The 17213-nt window shown below is 63.0% G+C and carries 12 protein-coding genes and 1 pseudogene; 5 read left to right on the forward strand and 8 right to left on the reverse strand.

Annotated features, from left to right (window positions below; all coding sequences use genetic code 11):
* Positions 1 to 221: 221 nt before the first annotated feature.
* Together B5F19_RS10050 and B5F19_RS10055 are read right to left on the reverse strand one after the other, a co-directional pair.
* Positions 222 to 1346 (reverse strand): aminotransferase, encoded by a 1125-nt coding sequence (locus B5F19_RS10050; RefSeq protein ID WP_087290124.1) that lies wholly within the window; start codon positions 1344 to 1346, stop codon positions 222 to 224.
* A gap of 299 nt (positions 1347 to 1645) precedes the next feature.
* A pseudogene (locus B5F19_RS10055) lies at positions 1646 to 2824 on the reverse strand (aminotransferase class I/II-fold pyridoxal phosphate-dependent enzyme).
* 358 nt (positions 2825 to 3182) lie between these two features.
* Between B5F19_RS10055 and B5F19_RS10060 the strand changes: the two are divergent.
* From B5F19_RS10060 to B5F19_RS10070, 3 genes are all read left to right on the forward strand, one after another.
* Positions 3183 to 4736: an alkaline phosphatase gene (locus B5F19_RS10060; protein ID WP_204248319.1), complete on the forward strand. Its 1554-nt coding sequence runs from the start codon at positions 3183 to 3185 to the stop codon at positions 4734 to 4736.
* A gap of 265 nt (positions 4737 to 5001) precedes the next feature.
* On the forward strand, positions 5002 to 6201 hold the full coding sequence (locus tag B5F19_RS10065) for a YibE/F family protein (RefSeq protein ID WP_087290128.1): 1200 nt from the start codon (positions 5002 to 5004) through the stop codon (positions 6199 to 6201).
* A 183-nt stretch (positions 6202 to 6384) separates the two neighbouring features.
* Positions 6385 to 6885, forward strand: a complete 501-nt coding sequence (locus B5F19_RS10070) for an O-acetyl-ADP-ribose deacetylase (RefSeq protein WP_087290130.1) — start codon at positions 6385 to 6387, stop codon at positions 6883 to 6885.
* A gap of 207 nt (positions 6886 to 7092) precedes the next feature.
* Here B5F19_RS10070 and B5F19_RS10075 read toward each other — a convergent pair whose 3' ends face one another.
* A complete protein-coding gene (locus B5F19_RS10075; protein WP_087290132.1) occupies positions 7093 to 7962 on the reverse strand; it encodes a DUF6612 family protein in 870 nt (289 codons plus the stop codon).
* A gap of 215 nt (positions 7963 to 8177) precedes the next feature.
* Between B5F19_RS10075 and B5F19_RS10080 the strand changes: the two genes are divergently transcribed.
* Entirely contained in the window at positions 8178 to 9290 is a 1113-nt protein-coding gene (locus tag B5F19_RS10080) for a stalk domain-containing protein (protein WP_087290134.1), read from the forward strand.
* Between the two features lie 55 nt (positions 9291 to 9345).
* Here the strand turns inward: B5F19_RS10080 and B5F19_RS10085 are convergent, their stop codons facing one another.
* The 4 genes from B5F19_RS10085 to B5F19_RS10100 form a co-directional block, all read right to left on the reverse strand.
* Positions 9346 to 11562 (reverse strand): ATP-dependent RecD-like DNA helicase, encoded by a 2217-nt coding sequence (locus tag B5F19_RS10085; RefSeq protein ID WP_087290136.1) that lies wholly within the window; start codon positions 11560 to 11562, stop codon positions 9346 to 9348.
* Positions 11563 to 12095: 533 nt separating this feature from the next.
* Entirely contained in the window at positions 12096 to 12425 is a 330-nt protein-coding gene (locus B5F19_RS10090) for a hypothetical protein (RefSeq protein ID WP_140394209.1), read from the reverse strand.
* A gap of 80 nt (positions 12426 to 12505) precedes the next feature.
* Positions 12506 to 13048: a GNAT family N-acetyltransferase gene (locus tag B5F19_RS10095; RefSeq protein WP_087290140.1), complete on the reverse strand. Its 543-nt coding sequence runs from the start codon at positions 13046 to 13048 to the stop codon at positions 12506 to 12508.
* A gap of 6 nt (positions 13049 to 13054) precedes the next feature.
* Entirely contained in the window at positions 13055 to 13291 is a 237-nt protein-coding gene (locus tag B5F19_RS10100) for a helix-turn-helix transcriptional regulator (RefSeq protein WP_191343396.1), read from the reverse strand.
* 69 nt (positions 13292 to 13360) lie between these two features.
* Between B5F19_RS10100 and B5F19_RS10105 the strand changes: the two genes are divergently transcribed.
* Entirely contained in the window at positions 13361 to 13585 is a 225-nt protein-coding gene (locus B5F19_RS10105; protein ID WP_087290142.1) for a hypothetical protein, read from the forward strand.
* A gap of 779 nt (positions 13586 to 14364) precedes the next feature.
* Here B5F19_RS10105 and uvrA read toward each other — a convergent pair.
* A complete protein-coding gene (gene uvrA, locus B5F19_RS10110) occupies positions 14365 to 17190 on the reverse strand; it encodes an excinuclease ABC subunit UvrA (protein ID WP_087290144.1) in 2826 nt (941 codons plus the stop codon).
* Between the last annotated feature and the right edge of the window lie 23 nt (positions 17191 to 17213).

The following is a 17213-nucleotide window of genomic DNA, read 5'->3' on the forward strand; positions in this document are numbered from 1 at the left end:
AAATCGTTAGGACTGATACCCTAAATTAAAAAATAGGGCCTACGACCAAAAGCGAAAGCAGCTGGTTGTAGGCTCTATTTCTTTGCCTTTTGAAGTATGACACCAGGGATTTTTGGCACTTCGGAAGGCTTATCTTCTAGGTCGATATCATAGCCGTTCAGGGCATTTTGCGCAGGGGGCAGCGCCCATATGAGGGCGCGGTTTCGGGCAGCGGATTTGTTCTACTTCTTTTGCGCAAGATAGGTACTGACAGCCTCCAGTCCCTTCTGGAGAGTCTCTCTGTCGCAGGCGTAGCCGATGCGCATGGAGCGCTCCTGCTCGAAGCAGTCCCCGGGGGTGACGAAGGCCCCGGTAGCGTGGTACATCTCCCTGCAGAAGTCATAGGAGGGGACGTCCAGGTCATAGGACACCAGAGCGGTGGTCCCCGCCTGGGGCTTCACATAGGAAAGGTGGGGCTCTCTCTGCACCCAGGCGTCCAGAATGGCCAGATTCTCCCGGACGATGCCCCGGTTCCGCTCCAGCAGCTTGTCCGCATGCTTCAGGGCCAGGGCGGCCACCGCCTCGTCCAGCATGCCGCAGCTGATGAGGTCGTAGTCCCGGTGGATGCGGCATTCCTCCAGCACGCGCTCGTCCTTGGAAGCGATCCAGCCCAGCCGCACCCCCGCCAGGGAGAACACTTTGGACATGCTGCTCACGCTGATGCCCTTCTCGTACAGGTCCACGATGGAGGGGCAGTACCCCTCCTCCTGGGTCAGGTGGCGGTACACCTCGTCGCACAGGATGTAGGCCCCGTGCCGCCGGGCGACGGCAATAATCTCCTGGAGCAGGGCCTCCGGCATGAGGGCCCCGGTGGGGTTGTTGGGGTTGTTGAGGCAGATGAGCTTCACGCCCCCCTCCGCCAGCCGGGCGAGCTCTTTCGGGTCGGGCAGGTATTCGCTCTCCTGGGTCAGATGCAGCAGCTCCACCTGGGCCCCCAGGGAGGCAGGGATGGAGTAGAGCTGCTGATAGGTGGGCAGGACGGAGATCACCTTGTCCCCGGGTTCCACCAGGGAGTAGAACAGGTGGTGGTTGGCCCCCGCCGCCCCGTGGGTGGGGATCACCTGCTCGGGCTTCACGTCCCGGTACAGCTTGCAGATCCCCTCCTTGAAGGCGGGCAAGCCGAAGATGTCCCCATAGGTGAGCCGCCGGGCGCACAGCGCCTCCAGAAAGGCCCCCTTGTCCTCGCCGGTGAGGGCGAACAGCTCGTCCAGGGACACCGAGTCCACACAGGTCTCGGCGATATTATATTTGGCCCCCACCTCGTACTCGTTCATCCACTCTTCTACCAAAAACGGTTTGATGTTCATAAAACTGCTCCTTCTCAAAATTTGGACTGAGGAAATTTCGCAGGGGCGGATGTCATCCGCCCGTTTTTTGGAATTTCGCCCCCTTCATGCGGGCGGCTGATAGCCGCCCCTACCTGGAGCGCCCCCCACAGAGGCGGGCATCCTCACCCGCGGGCCGATGGGGACATCGGCCCCTACAAGATTCCGTTCCCTGCCGACTCAGGCTTTCTTCCTTTTCGTAGGGGCGGCACACTGGGCCACCCGCCCTGGGGTTTCCTTCCCTTTTGTGGGGGCGCACAGTGTGCGCCCGCCTCAGAAGATCACGGTAACAGCTCCGCCAGCTTGGCCAGACGGTCCAGGGCCTCCTGAAGGGTCTCCTCGCTGCGGGCGAAGTGCAGGCGGATCAGGTGGTTCACCGGCTCCCGGAAGAAGCTGGAGCCGGGCACCGCCGCCACCCCGATCTCCCGGATCATCCACTCGCAGAACTCCATGTCGCTCCAGCCCTTAAACTGGTCCAGGGCCAGGAAGTCGGAGATGTCCAGCAGCACGAAGTAGGTCCCCTGGGGGCGGTTGTGCTTCAGACCCAGCCGCTCCAGCCCGCCGCAGAAGAAGTCCCGCTTGCGGGTGTACATGGCGTTGAGCTCCCGGTAGTAGGACTCCGGGAAGCGAACCCCCACGCAGGCCGCCTCCTGGAGGGGGGCGGGGGCCCCCACGGTGAGGAAGTCGTGGACCTTTTTGGCGTTCTACACCACCTCCGCCGGGCCGATGAGCCAGCCCAGCCGCCAGCCGGTGATGGAGTAGGTTTTGGACAGGGAGTTGCAGGTGATGGTCCGCTCGTACATCCCGGGCAGGGAGGCCATGCGCACGTGCTCATAGGGGGCAAAGACGATGTGCTCGTACACCTCGTCGGTGATGACGAAGGCGTCGTACTTCCGGGCCAGCTCCCCGATGAAGGTCAGCTCCTCCCGGGTGAACACCTTCCCTGTGGGGTTGGAGGGGTTGCAGACAATGATGGCCTTGGCCCCTTGGCGGAAGGCGTCCTCCAGGGCGGAGCGGTCAAAGTCAAACTCCGGCGGCACCAGTGGGATGTAGATGGGGTCGGCCCCCGAGAGGATGGCGTCCGCCCCGTAGTTCTCATAGAAGGGGCTGAACACGATGACCTTGTCCCCGGGGTTGCACACGGTCATCATGGCGGACATCATAGCCTCGGTGCCGCCGCAGGTGACCAGCACCTCGCGGTTGGGGTCCACCCTCCGGCCGATGGCCTTCCCGTGCTTGTCCGCCAGGGCCTCCCGCAGATTCTGGGCGCCGAAGGTGATAGAGTACTGGTGGGGCCCCTCATAGGCCACCTGGGCCAGGCGGTCCAGCATGGGCTTTGGGGGATCGAAGTCGGGGTAGCCCTGGGACAGGTTGATGGCTCCGTACTGTTCGCTGATCCGGGTCATCCGCCGGATCACGGAGTCGGTAAACAGCTCTACCCGCTGACTGAGCTGGGGCATAGGGATGCGCCTCCTTAAAAATCTGGTATGTCTGGAAACTCCTCTGACTCCTCCGGATAAAAACAAAAGGCATTCCAAAAATTGACCTTATAGCGCGAACATCGCGCCGTACCTACGGCCAATTTCTGAATGCCCTCACGATCTTCTCTATCCGGTGATAGAGGATCAGCAATATCTTCTTCATTATAACAGGCCTCCTCCGCCCTGTCAATTTATTTTCGCGTCCCCTCCGGCTTTGCATTCCCCGCTTTGGTTTTACCAAGTTTTTACCTCCCGCCGGTGGATGGTTTTACATCCCATCCGTAAAATAAAGCCGTCTGAACCAGACGAGGAAATTGTTATGGAGGGAAAACATCACATGAAACGTATGATCGCCGCGACCCTGACTTTGGCGCTCACCACCGCCGCCCTGGCGGGCTGTGCCGCCAATGCCGCTGCGCCCACCGACGACCAGAACACCGTGGCTGCCGCCACCATGTCCAACGAGACCGGAAAGACCCCCAAGTACGTCTTCCTGTTCATCGGCGACGGCATGAGCTATCCCCAGATCCAGTCCACGTCCGACTATCTGGGCGCCCTGAACGATGAGGACTACTGGCAGGCCCAGCCCAGCCTGGACGACAACCAGGGCGCCATCCTGGACGGCCCGGAGTACCTGAACTTCATGAACTTTGAGGGCGTGGGTACCGCCGTCACCTACGACTCCAACTCCTTCGCCCCCGACTCCGCCTCCACCGCCACGTCCATCGCCACCGGACACAAGACCTACTCCGGCTCCATCAATGTGGACGAGACCGGCACCGTGGAGTACGAGACCATCGCCGAGCAGCTGAAGGCCCAGAAGGGCTATGAGATCGGCGTCATCACCTCGGTCAACCTGAACCACGCCACCCCCGCCGCCTTCTACGCCCACCAGGCCAGCCGCAGCAACTACTACGACATCGGCCTGGAGATGGTGGAGTCCGACTTTGACTACTTCGCCGGCGGCGGCCTGCTGGACCCCACCGGCAGCGAGGGCGACCAGACCGACCTGTACCAGCTGGCTCAGGAGGCCGGCTACACCGTGGCCCGCACCTACGCCGAGGCCGACGCCATCAGCGCCGACACCGACAAGGCCATCATCATTGAGGAAAACCTGGCCGACGACGACGCTATCCCTTATGAGCTGGACCGCACCGACGACATGTGGTCCCTGGCCGACTATGTGGAGAAGGGCATCGAGGTGCTGGACAACGACACCGGCTTCTTCATGATGTGCGAGGGCGGCAAGATCGACTGGGCCTGCCACGCCAACGACGCCGGCTCCTCCATCCACGACACCCAGGCTCTGGCCGACGCGGTGCAGGTGGCCATTGACTTCGCCGCCGAGCACCCCGACGAGACCCTGATCCTGGTCACCGGCGACCACGAGACCGGCGGCCTGACCATCGGCTTCGCCGGCACCGACTACGACACCTATCTGGACCTGCTGGAGAACCAGAAGATCTCCTACGCCAAGTTTGACAGCGACTATGTGGCCTCCTACAAGGAGAACAAGACCCCCTTCGAGGATGTGCTCTCCGACATTGAGGAGCTCTTCGGCCTGAAGGCCCAGGGCGCCGCCGACGACAAGCTGGTGCTCACCGAGTACGAGATGGAGCAGCTGCGGGCCGCCTATGAGAAGAGCGTCAACGGCACCGCCGCCAGCCAGTATGAGCAGGAGGAGTATGTGCTCTACGGCACCTACGAGCCCCTGAGCGTCACCATCACCCACATCATCAACAACAAGTCCGGCATCTCCTTCACCTCTTACAGCCACACCGGCCTGCCCGTGGCCGTCCTGGCCGAGGGCGTAGGCGCTGAGAGCTTCAGCGGCTACTACGACAACACCCAGATCTATGAGAAGATGGCCGACCTGCTGAACATCGCCTGATGGCCCTATCACTCTGAATCCTTCAACTTCCTTCTTTTCTCTACTGCCGGCCCGCTCCTGGCTCTCTCGTCAGGAGCGGGCTGCGCGGCTGTTCCCGTACATGGAATCGAGGTGTTCTCTATGCGTATTTATCACGTCTCGCCCCTTTGGATCGTCATTCCGGACGCAGTGCTCACCGCCCTGCTGCTGATCGGCTGGTTCCTGTTTTGAACCGCCGGTCCCACTAAACTGCGAAATTTCACTCGAAAAAAGGAGTTTTTGATACATGGGAAACCATCTGACCCCCCAGGCCCTGCGCTACCACGCCCCGGTGCTGGTGTGCCTGCTGGCCATTCTCGTTTTGATCTTCCTGCCCACCGGCTTTGAGGGGGCCCTTCTCTACCAGGAGGCGGAGCGCTGCAAGGCCGAGGTACTGTCGGTGGACGACTCCGCCATCATTGACACCGGCCTGGTCCGCTCCGGTGAGCAGCGCTGCCAGCTGGAAATTCTGGACGGAGCCTTCGCCGGGCAGACCGTCACCGGAATCAACATGCTCAATGGCTCTCTGGAGCAGGACAAGATCTTCGCTCCGGGGGATGTGGCCCAGGTGGTGGTGAGCCACGACGGGGACACCGTCACCAACGTGACCATGACCGACCACTACCGCCTGGGCTGGGAGGCCCTGATGGCGGTGGGCTTCGCAGTGTTCCTGATTTTGTTTGCCGGGCGCACCGGCGTCCGGGCCATTGCCTCCTTCGCCCTGACGGTGCTCACCCTGTGGAAGGTGCTGGTCCCCCTGTACCTGAAGGGCTGGAACCCCATCTGGGTGGGGCTGGCCATCACCCTGTTCCTCACCCTTATCATCATCGCCCTGGTGTACGGCTTTGACCGGCGGTGCTGGGCGGCGGTGTCCGGGTCCTTTCTGGGCATCCTGGTCACCTGCGTGCTGGGCATCCTGTTCACCGACCTGTTCCAGATCCACGGGGCGGTGATGAGCAACTCGGAGAGCCTGCTGTACTCCGGCTACGCCCACCTGAACCTGACCCAGATCTTTATGGCCTCCATCTTTATCGGGGCCTCGGGCGCGGTGATGGACCTGTCCGTGGACATCACCTCCGCCATCCACGAGGTGGTGGAGAAGCGCCCCGACCTGGACTGGAAGGAGGCCGCCAAGTCCGGCGTCAACGTGGGCCGGGCCGCCATGGGCACCATGACCACCACCCTGCTGTTCGCCTACTCCGGGGGCTATATCGCCCTGCTCATGGTCTTTATGGCCCAGGGCACCCCGGTGGACCACATTTTGAACTACAAGTACGTGGCGGCGGAGATCATCCACACCGTCATCGGCTCCTTCGGCCTGGTCACCGTTGCCCCCTTCACCGCCCTGTGCGCCGGCCTGCTCCTCACCCGGAAAAGGAGGGAGCAGGAGCATGCCATGCCCCTCTCCCATGAACCGGAACTTCAGCCGGCTGAGACGAATGAGTAATTTTGCCTCCCATCCAATGGGCCCCACAGCCGTCGGCTGTGGGGCCCTTCGGTTTGGGTAAGAGGTGTGCGGACTACTCTTTCACCGCAAGAAACAATGTTCCGTATCTTTCATCCCTTGTATTCCAGCGGCGGTCCGTGGTACACTAAAACCATCCAAAATCTGAATGGGAGGTTTTCTGCCATGGAACTGCATGTTGTCACCGGAGACATCACAAAATTAAAGGTTGACGCCATTGTCAACGCCGCAAATACCTCTCTGCTGGGGGGCGGCGGGGTGGACGGGGCCATCCACCGGGCGGCGGGCCCGGAGCTGCTGGCCGAGTGCCGCACCCTTCACGGCTGCCAGACCGGGCAGGCCAAGGCCACAAAGGGCTACCGGCTCCCCGCCAAGTATGTGATCCACACGGTGGGCCCCGTGTGGCACGGGGGTGGACACAACGAGGCGGAGCTGCTGGCGAGCTGCTATGAGAGCTCCATGGCCCTGGCCCTGGAGCTGGGGTGCAGAACGGTGGCCTTCCCCGCCATCAGCACGGGGGTGTACCACTACCCCCTGGAGGAGGCCGCCCGCATTGCCGTCGAAACGGTCCGCCGCTTCCTGACAGAGCACCCGGAGGGCCCTGCGGTCACCTTCGTCTGCTTTAACGAAGCAGCCAAGGCGGCCTATGAGCGGGAGCTGAAATAAAAAAATGCCGTTACTTTCCCGCCGCTGCGCGGCGGAAAAGTCCTCGCTGCGCTCGCTGAACGCCTTGCCAAGCAAGGCATTCAGGGCATTCGATCCCACTCGAGGCGGGCTGCCGCCCCCTCGAGCTCCCCCGCCAACGCTCGGGCGGATTCGTCAGAACAGAGGTTTTTCGACAAGCTGAAATGGAGGCCCTTTGGCCTCCATTTTTCACACCTCCAGCGCCTCCGCCGGAATTTCGAAGTCGGGGGCGGAGTTGATGTCGGAGCAGGTCATGGTCATCTGTACCTGGGGATACTGAATGGAAACCCCATCGGTGGACTGGCCCATGTCCTCCAACACCTGGAGCACATGTTCCATCAGAGTGTTGCACACCTGGGTCATATCCATCTCATACCGCACCGGGTAGCAGATCTCCGGGTCAATCCACATCTCAATGGTCATGTCCCCCAGATCCTGGAGCATCCCCTGGAGGTTCTCCGTGCTCACCCCCAGCTGCTGCATGGTGCCCAGGCTGTCCAGCACGCCGCTCTCCTCCATCAGGGCGGACACCTGGCTGCCGGTGACGGTACCGGAGAATTTCAGGACCGTCTTTCCGTCCAGCTCCTCCTCCTGCTGGAAGGCCCACTGGTCGGTGCTGGACAGATAGGAGTTCATCTCCGCCGAGGCGTTATACTGCTCCAGGAGCTCGGCGCTGGCGGTCTCCTTGAACCACTGTCCGCCCACGTCGGTGTAGGTGGTGTAGGTCTCCCCCTCCTGCTGGGCGTAAACGGTGGCGGAAAAGGAGCCCAGCTCCCCCATGTCCATGGAGGTCTCCGCCTTCAGCTTCAGGGGATCGGAAAAGCATACCATATCCATTGCCGTGGTGTTCTCCATGGTCTGAGTCTGGTCCCCCACTTGGATCTCCATGTCTATCTGGGCGGTGACGGAGGCGGACAGGCTCTCCAGCCCCTCCTGGCTGTTCTGCAGGGTCTGGTCCAGAATCTCCTCCGGGGTAGGCTCTGAGCCGCCGCACGCCGCCAGAGACAGGGAGAGTACGGCCGCCAGGATCAGTGTTCCGCTGCGCTTCCAATGCTTCATACTTTCTCCATCCTTTCCGCGCCTCCCGCCGAAGCGGGGCAGATGTTCTGTTTTGTTTTCCTGCTGTCATTATACCATATCCCCGCCCGCCCGCATAGATTCAAGGGCGGAACGGGCGCGGAAATTTTTTCTTTTTCCAGGGAACCTTTTCTCCGCTCCGCCGTCTAAGCAAACAAACGGGGAAATTCCCCTCGCTGTAAAAGGAGTGTTGACGTATGAAGCGTACCCTATCTGCTCTGCTGGTCAGCAGCGCCCTGCTGTGCGCCGCAGTCCTGCCCGCCATGGCGGCGGAGTCCGCCGATCCCGCGCAGACCGATTCTGCCGCAGTCCAGGAGGAGACCATGTCCGACAGCGAGCTGTACTACGGCCAGGTCCAGGAGATCGGCCGGGATGAGGCCGGAACCATCACCAGCCTGCTGCTCACCTCGGAGCGCTATGGGGAATATGTGATGAACATCTCCGGCGAGACCGTGTGGATCGACAGCGGGGAGCGCACCGCCTCCGATCCCGCCACCCTCCAGGTGGGCGAGTCCGTCTACGTGTACCACAGCCCGGTCTCCACCCGCTCCCTGCCCCCCCAGTCCCCCGCCTTCGCGGTGGTGCGCAATGTTCCTCAGGATGTGGGCGCGGCCAAGTACCTGGAGGTGGAGGCTGTCACCCAGAATGAGGACGGCAGCGCCACCATCACCACCAATAACGGCGGTCTGTGGCTCACCGTGGAGGCGGACGCCTCTGTGACCACCTACGCCGGGGAAAAGGCCTCCCTGGCCGATCTCCAGGTGGGCAGCCATGTGATGGCCTGGTATGACATCGTTCTGCTGTCCTACCCCGGACAGGCGGGCACGGACCACCTGATGCTCATGCCCGGCGCGGCGGAGGAGCAGAACGGCGAAACCGCAGAGACTTCCGCCCCTGCTGAGACCACCGATCCCGCCGGAACGCTTCAGGATGGGACTGAGCTGTCTATCGTGCTGGAGGGCGACATGGTGCTCCCGGTGACCGGCAAGGTGGAGAACGGCGCCGCCATGGTCCCCGTGGCCGCCGTGGCCCAGGCCCTGGGCTATGAGGTGACCTACACCCCCGGCGAGAACGGCGAGGCCGCCCTGGTCACCGTGGAGGACGACTCCTTCCGGGTCAATCTGAACATCGGCGATAACCTGATCCAGGGCGTCACCAAGATTGAGGGCGCGGTGGGCATGACCTCCCCCATGGACTATGGAATGGCCCCCTATATTGTGGAGCCCGGCACCACCTGGGCCCCCGCTCAGCTCTTTGAGATGCTGGGCCGGACGGTGACCGTAGACGGCGATACCCTGTCCATCCAGTAATTTATTTACACATCCAGTCAGCAAGAGCGGCCGCGCAGATGCGCGGCCGCTCTTGCTATGTCTCTATTTCGCCCGCCAGCCGGGCCCGGAGGCCGGAGTACCGGCGGGTCTGCCGGTTGTTGGCCACCATCTGGGCCACCGCGCTCTCGTCCCCCACCACGATAAACAGGCTCTTGGCCCGGGTGATGGCGGTATAGAGGATGCCCCGGGTCATGAGCATGGGGGCTCCCTCCAGGGCGGCCAGGATCACCGCCCGGTATTCGCTGCCCTGGGACTTGTGGACGGTGACGGCGAAGGCGGGCTCCAGCTCCCCCAGCATGTCCGGGGTATACTCCACGATCTTGCCGTCGAAGTCCACCACCACGCTCTCCTTGTCCACCGACTGGATGACCCCGATGTCCCCGTTGAACATCCCCATGCCGGAGGCGGAGCCGTCCTCCTCCCTCCAAAGGATGTCGTAGTTGTTTTTCACCTGCATCACCCGGTCCCCCGCCCGGAAGATCCAGTCCCCGAAGCGGCGCTCCCCCTTCCGCTCCGAGGGGGGATTCAGGGCGGCCTGGAGGGCCTGGTTCAGCACCGTGGTGCCGGTCCCCCGGCGGCGGGTGGGGGAGAGCACCTGGATCTGGTCTGCGGGGATGCCCATGCGCTCAGGCAGCCGGCGGCGGCACAGGTCCACAATGGTCTCCACTGCCAGCTGGGGGTCCCGGCGGCGGAGGAAGAAGAAGTCGCTGTCGTTCTGCCTCAGGTTGGGCAGCTCCCCGGCATTCACCATGTGGGCGTTGCGGACGATGGCGCTCTGGGCGGCCTGGCGGAAGATCTCGGTGAGGCGGACCATGGGCACCGCCCCGCTGCGAATCAAGTCGGAGAACAGGTTGCCCGGCCCCACCGACGGCAGCTGGTCCGGGTCCCCCACCAGCACCAGCCGGCAGTCCCCCCGCAGGGCGGAAAGGAGGGCGGCCATCAGGGGCACGTCCACCATGGAGACCTCGTCCACAATGACCGCGTCCACCTCCAGGGGGTCGTACTGGTCGTGGGTGAAAGCCAACTGCCCCGTGCTGGGGTCGAAGCCGGTCTCCAGCAGCCGGTGGATGGTGGAGGCGTCGGTGGAGCACAGCTCCCCCAGGCGCTTGGCCGCCCGGCCGGTGGGGGCGGCCAGGGCGGTGTCCAGCCCCATGGCCTCAAACAGGGCCAGCACCCCCCGCAGGCAGGTGGTCTTGCCGGTGCCCGGCCCGCCGGTGAGGAGCATCACTTGCCGGGAGGCGGCCATCTCCACCGCCTGGCGCTGCTGGGGGGCGTAGGTGATGCGCTGCTCCCGCTGGATGCGGGCGATGATCCGGTCCAGCCCGTCAGGGGGCAGCAGCTCCGCCTGGCTCATCTCCCCGATGCGGTGGGCGATGTAGGTCTCCGCCTCGTACAGGGCGGGGATGTACACGGCGTCCTGGCCGGCGATGGTCTCCCGGTCCAGTTCGCCCCGATTGGCCAGGGCCTCCAGCCGCTCCTCCAGCAGGTCGCCGGAGGCCTCCAGCAGCTGAGCCGTGGCGGAAATGAGCTTCTGGGCGGGGAGGAAGGTGTGGCCGTTGTTCCAGTTGTTGTGGGAGAGCTCAAAGAGCAGTCCGGCCTCCAGCCGCTGGGGGTCGTCCGCGGCGATGCCCAAAGAGAGGGCCAGGGCGTCCGCCTGGGAGAACTCCACCCCAAATTCCACGGAGGCCAGGACATAGGGATTGGCCCGCACCACCTCCAGGGCCACGTCCCCGTAGGCCCGGTACAGGGGGCCGGACAGCTCCGCGGGGAGCTGGTGCTCCGTCAAAAATTCCAGCAGGCGGCGCATCCCCATCTGTTTTCGGAAGGCGTCGCTGATGGTACGGGCCCGCTTGGGGGAGATCCCTTTCAAGGTGGTGAGTTTCTCCGGCTCCTCCTCGATGACCCGCAGGGCGTCCTCCCCGAAGGTTTCGATGAGCTGCCGGGCAGTTGCCTTGCCGATGCCCTTGATGGCTCCGGAGGCCAGGTAGTGGAAGATCTCCTTCAGCCCCTGGGGCAGGCGGCGCTCCACCACGTCGGCCCGGAACTGGGTGCCGTAGGTGGCGTGGCGCACCCACTGCCCCCGGACAGTGAGGTACTCCCCCGGGGACACCCCGGGCATGGAGCCCACCACCGTCATCTCCTCCTCCCCCGCGTCCAGGCGGAGAATCGTATAGCCGTTTTCCTCGTTTTGAAAGATGATGGAGGAGACGGTCCCCTCCAGGGTGGATTGTTCCTCTGTGAGCTGGGGCACTGCGGTCCCCTCCTTTCTTTTGTCTGCTCCATATTTGCCTGGATTTCGCCGCTCTTTTTAAGCCTTCCCCTCGGGGAGAAGGTGGCACGGCGAAGCCGTGACGGATGAGGGGGCAGGTTTCGGATTTGGTTCATTATCCGCAGGGGGTATTTCGCCGCCTGCGGGCGGCGAGTTCCTTTGCCCATGGCGGCAAAGGAACCAAAACGCCACCGGGGACGGCTCCGGATGAGCACTTCGTGCTCATAGTCGCCTTTCCCCGGACCCCATTACGGGGGTTATCCCTTTGGCCCGGCAATGGATTTCCGGCGCGCAAAATCTGAGTGGCGGTCTGCGTTTTCTCCCGGCCCACTGGGGCCTGGGTTTGCAAAAATTGCTGCCGGTGCGGTTCCACTTCTGCGCCTGACTTGGCCGAGCCAACGCTTATGGTGTGGAAACTTTGTAGGGCGGGGGCTTGCCCCCGCCGCTTTGGAGGTTTCTACTTTCAGTAGGGCGCGACGACCCGGACGCGCCGCTCGTTTCCAAGTCGCGTTCTCTCACCGCCCCAGCCACTCCTCCAGCGCTCCACTGGGACAGCAGGTGACCCAGGACCACCGGAGGGACAGGCGCAGGGCCAGCTCCCGGCCCTCCGGGGTGAGGCCGGCGTCCCAGATCACCGCCTCCCCCCGGAACAGGCCCGCCCGGCGCAGCCAGGCCAGCTGCCGGAGGGCGGCCTCCAGCAAGTTGCCATTTCCCCTGCCGGGGATCACTATCCAAAGATTATGTACCGAGGCCGGACGGACCAGCCAGCCAAACAGCAGCCAGAGCAGCGCGGCCGCTCCCACCGCGCACAGCAGAGCCAAAATCGCCTCTGTCACAGGACCCACAGGGCACCACCTCCGGGCCATCCTATGCCAGAACCGGGGCGAGAGTGCCGGAAAAACGGTCCAGCTCGGTCAAAAGCGCCTCACTCCTCCAGGGGCGGCACGCAGTCGGACATGACCGTATTTTGCAGGTACCCCGCGAAGCGGTCATAGGCCTCCTGGGTCAGGGCCCCCGGGACGGACATCACCACCAGGGGGTGGCCCTGGAACCCCTTCCGGTAGGGGGGATGGACGTGGGGGAAGGGATTTTTAGAAAATCCGCACCGCTCATAGAAGTGCTGCCGCCGGACGGAGATCTCGTCCACCGGCGGGTCGATCTCCAGGATCACCGGGATTCCCTGGCTGCACAGCTCCGCCAGGGCACGGGCCCCCACTCCCCCGCCCCGCAGCTCCGGGGCGATGGCGAAGTGCTCCACATACCGGAAGCCGGGGCCCTCCCAATAGAGGAGGATGCCTTGGAATTGGTCTCCCTCATACAGCAGCATATAACGGTACTCCGGGTGGGACAGTCGGACCGCCTGGGCCGGGCGGGTGCGCTGCTCGTGGACGGGAAAGCTGACTTCGTACAGGGCAAAGGCGGTCTCAAATTCCGGGCCGGCGGGGTCGGTCAAACGAATGAAATCCATAGAGGGTTACTCCTTTTCCTGAGCAGGGGATTCGCTGCGGCCCAGCAGGTAGTCGGTGGTGACGCCGAAGAAATCAGCCAGCTTGATTAAGGTCAAGGACGGCACATTCACATACCCATACTCTATTTTTTGATAGTGCCGGTCAGTGCATCCCAATAGTTCAGCCATTTCGACCTGCGTAATATTCCTGTGTCTCCGCAGTTCTTTGAGTCGGAGGCCAAAAGGTTCCATGATTTTCTCCATAAGCGGTATCTCCCATTGATACGAACTTTAAGATGGTGTATAATCACGAACTGTAAGGTGGTGTTATTGATGTCAGACCTGATGAAATGGCTCTACGACCATTATATCCATCCCCAAATTGAAAACCAGCCCCAGGACGACGCCGACGAGCTGCACTTCGCCATTCTGGATTCCGCCCTGATGGAGGCGGAAAAACAGGATCTGGAGTACGTCTGCCGCTTCTACGCCGTGCAGGGGTTCCGGGCGGGGGTGAAGTTCGGGCTGGCGCTGGGGGAGGACTTGAAAGGATTATGAGCTCTCCCAGGGGATTCCGCCGCCTGCGGGCGGCGGGTTCCTTTGCCCATGGCGGCAAAGGAACCAAAACGCCACCGGGGACGGCTCCGATGAACACTTCGTGTTCATAGTCGCCTTTCCCCGGACCCCATTTTACGGGGGCCGCCAATTAGGCCGCATGGTCCGTTATCGCAAAGGCGCGGGTGGCTCAACTGATTGGCTGCCGTTCTATTACCGCTGCCGCTGAGGATTTGGTAACCTTTCGGTTCTGCTCCTCCTGATAGAAAGCGCGCCTTTTGGCGTGTTTGGGCTCAAGTGCGGCTCAGGGGGACGCGGGCGGCCCAGGTGTGCCGCCCCTACGGCGAGAACCGAACCGGGAGCGTTGGCCCGGCAAAGTCAGGCGCAGTCGTGGAACCGCAGCAGCGGCAATTTTTGCAAACCCAGGGCCCAGTGGCACGGCGGGAATTTGGACCAGCCACTCCATTTTTGCGCGCCGGAAATATTCTGCCTAGCCCAAGGGGTAACCCCCGTAATGGGGGTCCAGGGGGTGGGCGGCATGGAGGCAGGGGCGGCAACGCCGTTCCTGCCGATTGCGCCCACCCCTTGGCGGCTCTTTGGTTCCTTTCTGTCCGGGCAGAAAGGAACTCGCCGCCGGGGCGGCGAAATATCCCCCTGCGCACAACGAATCCAATCCGAAATCTGTCCCCTCATCCGCCCCAGTGTGAGCACTGGGGCACCTTCCCCCCAGGGGGAAGGCCAAATGAGAGCGGGCGGCGAAACACTCCCCTGCGAATAAACGATCACACCAGCATCCGCTTCAAATACTTCCCGGTGTAGGACTGTTCACACTGTGCCACTTCTTCGGGAGTTCCCGCACACACGATGGCGCCGCCCCCGTCGCCCCCCTCGGGGCCCAGGTCGATGAGATAGTCGGCGGTCTTGATGACGTCCAGGTTGTGCTCGATGACCACCACGGTGTTGCCCGCGTCCACCAGCTTCTGCAATACGTCAATGAGCCGCTGGACGTCGTAACTGTGCAGGCCGGTGGTGGGCTCGTCCAGAATATAGATGGTCTTGCCGGTGGAGCGTTTACTCAGCTCGGTGGCCAGCTTCACCCGCTGGGCCTCGCCGCCGGACAGGGTGGTGGAGGCCTGGCCCAGCTTCACATAGCCCAGGCCCACCTCCTCCAGGGTTTTCAGGCGGTTGTAGATGCGGGGCAGGTTTTCGAAGAAGGGCAGGGCCTCGTCCACCGTCATCTCCAGCACCTCGTAGATGTTCTTGCCCTTGTAGTGGACCTCCAGGGTCTCCCGGTTATAGCGCTTGCCCTTGCACACCTCACAGGGGACGTAGATGTCGGGCAGGAAGTGCATTTCGATCTTCAGCAGGCCGTCCCCCTGGCAGGCCTCGCACCGGCCGCCCCGGGTGTTGAAGGAGAACCGCCCCGGGCCATAGCCCCGGGCCTTGGCGTCCTGGGTGGAGGCGAACAGCTCCCGGATGTCGTTAAAGAGTCCGGTGTAGGTGGCGGGGTTACTGCGTGGGGTACGGCCGATGGGGGACTGGTCGATGTCGATGACCTTGTCCAGAAACTCCTCCCCCTCGATGCGGTCGTGTTTGCCCGGACGGACCTTCACCCGGTTCAGGTCGGCCCCCAGCTTTTTGTAGAGGATTTCGTTCACCAGGGAGGACTTGCCGCTCCCAGACACACCGGTGACGCAGATGAAGGCGCCCAGAGGGAAGTCCACATCGATGTGCCTCAGGTTGTTCTCAGCCGCCCCAATGACCTTCAGGTGCTTGCCGTTCCCGGTCCGGCGCTCCTTTGGAACGGGGATTTTTCGCCGCCCGGCCAGATAGTCTCCGGTGATGGAGCCGGGGGTGTTCATCACCTCCTCGGGGGTGCCCGCCGCCACGATCTCGCCCCCGTGGACGCCCGCCCCCGGGCCCACGTCGATGATATAGTCGGCCTCGCGCATGGTGTCCTCGTCGTGCTCCACCACCAGCAGGGTGTTGCCCAGGTCCCTTAGATCCTTCATGGTCTTCAGGAGCATGTCGTTGTCCCGCTGGTGCAGGCCGATGGAGGGCTCGTCCAGGATATACAGCACCCCCATGAGAGAGGAGCCGATCTGGGTGGCCAGGCGGATGCGCTGGCTCTCGCCGCCGGACAGGGAGCCCGCCCCCCGGGACAGGGTGAGATATTGCAGGCCCACCGACTGGAGGAAGCCCAGCCGGTTTTTGATCTCCTTCAAAATCCGCTCGGCGATCATCATCTGGGTCTCGGACAGCTCCAGGTGGTCCACAAAGTCCAGAGCCTGGGTGACGGATTTGTGACAGAAAGCGTCGATGTCCAGGCCGCCCACCGTGACCGCCAGAGACTCCTTCCGCAGGCGGCGGCCCTGACAGGTGGGACAGGGGCACTCGCTCATGCAGTCCTCCAGCTCCCGGCGCATGGCGTCGGACTGGGTCTCCTTATAGCGGCGCTCCAGGTTGTTGCAGATGCCCTCGAAGGGCTGATGGAGGGTGCCCTTCCCCCGGGGCTGGTCGTAGTGGAGGGTGAGCTCCTCCCCCTTGGTGCCGTAGAGGATCACGTCCATGACCTCCTTGGACAGGTCCTTCACCGGGGTATCCAGCTTGAAGCGGTACTTTTTCGACAGGGCGTCAAAGTACATGCGGGAGATACCGTCGGACTTGATGTTGCTCCAGCCGGAGGCGGTGATGGCCCCCTCCAGAATGGACAAGTTCTTGTTGGGGATGACCAGGTCCGGGTCCACCTTCAGCTGGCTGCCCAGGCCGGTGCAGGTGGGGCAGGCCCCGTAGGGGTTGTTGAAGGAGAACATGCGGGGAGTGAGCTCCTCGATGGACACGCCGCAGTCCTCGCAGGCGTAGTTCTGGGAGAACAGGATGTCCCGGTCCTCCCCCACCACGTTGATGACCACCAGCCCCCCCGACAGGCCGGAGGCGATCTCCACCGAGTCGGTGAGGCGGCGGGCGATGTCGTCCCGGATGACCAGCCGGTCCACCACGATCTCGATGGAGTGCTTCTTGTTCTTCTCCAGCTTGATCTCTTCCGAAAGGTCGTAGGTGATGCCGTCCACCCGGCAGCGCACATAGCCGGAGCGGCGGGCGTCCTCAAAGACCTTGGCGTGCTCGCCCTTCTTGCCCCGGATGACAGGGGCCATCACCTGGATGCGGGTGGCCTCGGGCAGCTCCAGCACCTGGTCGATGATCTGGTCGATGGTCTGCTGCTTGATCTCCTTGCCGCAGATGGGGCAGTGGGGGGTGCCCACCCTTGCCCACAGCAGGCGCAGGTAGTCGTAGATCTCGGTCACCGTGCCCACGGTGGACCGGGGGTTTTTGCTGGTGGTCTTCTGGTCGATGGAGATGGCGGGGGACAGGCCGTCGATGTAGTCCACGTCGGGCTTCTCCATCTGCCCCAGGAACATCCGGGCGTAGGAGCTGAGGGACTCCACATACCGCCGCTGTCCCTCGGCATAGATGGTATCGAAGGCCAGGGAGGACTTGCCGCTGCCCGACAGGCCGGTGAGCACCACCAGCTTGTCCCGGGGGATGGTCACGTCCACGTTTTTCAGGTTGTTCTCCCGGGCGCCTTTTACATAAATATGATCCTGCATGGTTTTTCCTCTTTTTTGTGTTC

Origin of the sequence: Pseudoflavonifractor sp. An184, assembly GCF_002160305.1 — a bacterium.
Taxonomy (GTDB): Bacteria; Bacillota; Clostridia; order Oscillospirales; family Oscillospiraceae; genus Lawsonibacter; species Lawsonibacter pullicola.